The 4,185-nt window shown below is 37.8% G+C and carries 2 protein-coding genes and 1 pseudogene; 2 read left to right on the forward strand and 1 reads right to left on the reverse strand.

Features of this window, described 5'->3' with window-relative positions:
• Both AB4Y90_RS17100 and AB4Y90_RS17105 read left to right on the forward strand, forming a co-directional pair.
• Window positions 1-2,173 (forward strand): annotated as a pseudogene (locus tag AB4Y90_RS17100) (hypothetical protein); the annotation flags it as partial.
• Window positions 2,174-2,186: 13 nt separating this feature from the next.
• Window positions 2,187-3,722: a RagB/SusD family nutrient uptake outer membrane protein gene (locus tag AB4Y90_RS17105; protein WP_441558771.1), complete on the forward strand. Its 1,536-nt coding sequence runs from the start codon at window positions 2,187-2,189 to the stop codon at window positions 3,720-3,722.
• Window positions 3,723-3,845: 123 nt separating this feature from the next.
• Here AB4Y90_RS17105 and AB4Y90_RS17110 read toward each other — a convergent pair.
• Window positions 3,846-4,185 (reverse strand): DUF7674 family protein (locus tag AB4Y90_RS17110; RefSeq protein WP_441558772.1); only part of this gene is annotated, 340 nt, incomplete at its 5' end.

The following is a 4,185-nucleotide window of genomic DNA, read 5'->3' on the forward strand; positions in this document are numbered from 1 at the left end:
GCTACGCGGTGCGTGCAAATTATGCTACGCGGTGCGTGCAAATTATTTTAATCTTGCAAATACTACCGATTATAACCTGGCGAATATCACCTACATGGTCGATCCGAGATGGGGAACCAATCAGGTTGCTTATATCGATTGGCAGGATGCATTTTATCGTCCTGCAGCTATTCAGAATTACCAGTTATCGGTAAGAGGAGGAAGTCAGAATGTAAAATATGCAATTTCCGCAGCGTATTTTGATCAGGAAGGTATGGCTCTTAATACTGGTTTCAATAGATTCAATTTAAGTGCGGTGGTTGATGTAAATATTTCTGATAAATGGAAAGCCGGAATCACCTTACGCCCAAGTTATTCTCAAAGTTACGGAGCTGCCGTTGACGGAAAAGACAATGAAGCGCACAAAATGCTTTCGATGGTTCCTGTAGCAGAATTATCAGCCGGACTTTATACCAATTTCTGGAAAAACATTAGATACAGATGGGCAGGTTCTACGGTAAGTCCGATCGGAACTTTAGAAAACACAACCAATGATACCAATGAATTCAGGTTATTGTCTACTTTGTATATGTCGTACGATATTTTACCGGGTCTGAATTTTAAAATTTCAGGAGGCGCTACTAATAATTTCAACATCAATACCGGTTATATCCCAACTTTCAACCTGGTGACCAATATTCCGGGGCAGGTAAGTATTGCGAGCAGAAGAACGGTAAATTATAACCGATATTTAGGAGAAGCTTTATTGAATTATAAAAAGACTTTCGGAAGTCACAGCATTGCTGCTCTTGCGGGTTATAGTGCAGAAAATTACAGAACGACTTCACAGTATAATCGTAACAAAGGTTTTGCTAATGATGATTTAAGAACATTTAATTTCACTCAGTCTGCATCAGTTTTAAACTCAGAATATACGGCTTCGGAACGAATGCTGATCTCATTATTTGGCCGTGTAAATTACGATTATCAAAAAAAATATATGCTATTTGCAAGTATTCGTAGAGACGGTTCGTCCAGATTTGGATGGAATAATCTTTATGGAACTTTCGCAGCATTTGGTGGTGCATGGAAAATAGATGAAGAAGAATTTTTCAAAGATAAATCCTGGTTAAGCAACTTAAAGCTTAGATACAGCTGGGGAGAAAACGGAAACGATAACATCGGAGATTACCGGGCTTTTGGTACACTTGCCGGAGGGAACTATTCATTTGGCGGAGGTTTATCAAACGGTTTGATACCCAATACGATTCCCAATCCTAATTTAACCTGGGAAAAAACACAGTCTTCAGATTTTGGTTTTGAATTAGGCTTATTCAATAGGATTGATTTTACAGCAGATTATTACATCAAAAAAACCAATGATCTTCTTCTGCAGCAGCCGATTCCTTACACAACAGGCTACAATGCAAATATTGCATTCAATAACAATAAAGTTTTGCAATTAGGTAGTGATAATGCGCCTATTTATACAGGTTTCAGCAGCAGTACCAATATTATTAAAGTGGGAGAAGAGCTCAATTCATTTTATTTATATGAAGCGATTGGGGTTTTGTCTACAGCAGACATCAACAATGCGGCTGTTGCCAAAACAAATGGTGCGATTGCGGGTGACGTTAAATACAGAGATTTTAACGGTGACGGAAAAATTGATGAAAATGACCGTCATATTGTAGGAAGTCCTACTCCTGATTATTATTGGGGTTTCACCAATACATTTTCTTTTAAAGGGTTTGATCTTTCTGTGTTTTTTCAGGGTCAGAAAGGAGGTTATAGCTATGCTTTGCTGGGTCGTGCAATTGACCGTACCGGAATGGGAACTACAACCAATGTAATGGGAAACTGGGCAAACCGTTGGCGTTCTGATGAAAATCCCGGAGATGGTAAAACACCAAGATTAGATGGTACAACAGGAAGTCTTTTAGATACAAGATGGTTGTATGATGCGACTTATATTCAGTTGAAAAACGTAACGCTGGGATACAATTTTGAAGAGGAATTGGTTAAAAAATTAAAAATTTCTAACCTGAGAATTTATGTCAGCTTGGAAAATGTCTGGAGAAAAGATCATTATTACGGCGGTTACAACCCGGAATCTGTACAATCAGACGGTACCGATTACGGAGCCTATCCTAACGCAAAAATATATATGATGGGTTTAAACTTTAACTTCTAAATTTTTAAAAAAAATGAAAATCAATAAAATAAATACACCTGTTTTAAAACTCAATATGAAATCTCTCACAAAAGCATTGGTGTGCGGAACGATGATGTTGGGAATGCTAAGCTGCGAAGACGATTTAATGCTAGAGCCGGAAAACAATATCACGCAAAATTCTTTTTATACCACAGAGTTGCAGATTCAGCAGGCGTTGTCTGGTGTTTATTCGGCAATGATAAATTCTTCGTCGAGGGGAGGGTATGATGTTAATTTTTATTTATTGGCATCAGAAGTCCGTTCAAATAATTTCAATGCCATATCACAAAACGGAAACAGAGATTATTATGCGATCAATCGTTTTCAGGACACTTCTTCTACAGAAGAAATGGAAATTCTTTGGGAAGATGCTTATCAGCAGATTTCTTATGCGAATACGCTTTTGTCAAGAATTGATGCAGTACCGTTTACAGATCCTGCAACAAAAGAACAATACCGCTCCGAAGCCCGTTTTTTAAGAGCGTATGCTTATTTTGAGCTGATGCGTAGTTTTGGCAAAGTTCCTTTGATCGATCATCCTGTAAGTCCGGAAGAAGCTGCCACAATTCAAAGAACAGATTTGGCAACGCTTTATAATTTCGTTACTTCAGAAATTGAAGCTTCAATAGGTGGTTTAAAAAATGTTCACGATAATGCAAATAAAGGCAGGATAACAAAATCGGCGGCTCATGCCATGTTAGGAAGAATTTATCTTACCGGTTCCGGTTATCCGCTGAATAACGGGGCTTATGTTGCAAAAGCAAAAGACCATTTATTTGCCGTTATTCAGGGTGAAGGTCAGTTTGTCACATTTGCTGCTAATTATGCAGATTTATTTAAAAGTGCAAATGACAATAAATTCCATCTTTTTGAAATTCAGCACATCAGTGGCGGTTTATCGCAAGGTTCTTATTTGCCAAGCTATGTTTCTCCTACTTTTGGGGTAGCCGATCCATTCTACAATCCACAAGGCAGTTTGTTCAGTTCTGCAGAATTAGGCGTTTCGCAATCGTTGATTGACACGTACGAGCCGGGAGATTTAAGACTTCCTTTAACTATTAAAACCAGCTTCATCGCACAAAACGGACAAACCGATCAGGCTAAATTTTTTGTAAAATTCCGTGAAAAAGGAGTTGTTTTAACTAATCGTTACGACTGGCCGATCAATTTCCCGATTATACGATATGCTGATGTGCTTCTGATGTATGCTGAGGTTTTAAACATTCAGGGAAATACGGCTGCAGCAGTTCCTTATTTAAACAGAATCCGTCAGAGAGCAGGTCTTACAGCGATTTCCACTTCTATTTCTGCAAGTGATTTTACCACAGCGCTTCGTAAAGAAAGAAGGGTAGAGTTTGCAGGTGAAGGGGTTTACTGGCATGATCTTGTGCGTTGGAATACGGCTGTAACTGTTATCAATCAGGCTGCAGCAAGTCTCAATTATAATTTTACAATTACCACCAACGATTATTTGTACCAGATTCCTTTATCGCAGATTCAGGTTGCGGGATATGAGCAGAATCCTTAAAAATAATTTTTTAAAAGTTGATTGATATTTTTAAAAGTAAATATTAATCAACTTTATCTTCAGAAAAATAAAATCCCGAAGCATTAATTGCCCCGGGATTTTTCGTGATATATATGATATGATTTAGTGTCTTTTGAATAAGATTTCGTCCATCTTAGATTGTTTTACGTAGATTTTCTGGAAACTTACCGGCATGTATTGGTACAGAATATTCCATTGGTGGATGTCGGTTTGTTTTTTAAAGCTTCTGAAAGATCTTACAAAAAGATTTTCAATAATCTGTTTTACGTTTTGGGTTCCATTTCGGTAAAGCCAGTCCATCATTTTGATGTTATGGTTTACAATATTGATCTTTGATTGCTGCAGCAGGTTTTTCAGATGATTAACCGTTGCCTGAATTACTCCTGCAAAATTATTTTGCGCTGAAAGCTGCCCGATTTCTTGCTGTAATGTAGGATAGAAT

Origin of the sequence: Chryseobacterium sp. 2TAF14, from assembly GCF_052115105.1 — a bacterium.
Classification (GTDB): Bacteria; Bacteroidota; Bacteroidia; order Flavobacteriales; family Weeksellaceae; genus Chryseobacterium.

Excerpts from the sequence above, each read along its gene's own strand:
- AB4Y90_RS17105 (WP_441558771.1), top strand. The coding sequence starts at position 2,187 with ATGAAAATCAATAAAATAAATACACCTGTTTTAAAACTCAATATGAAA.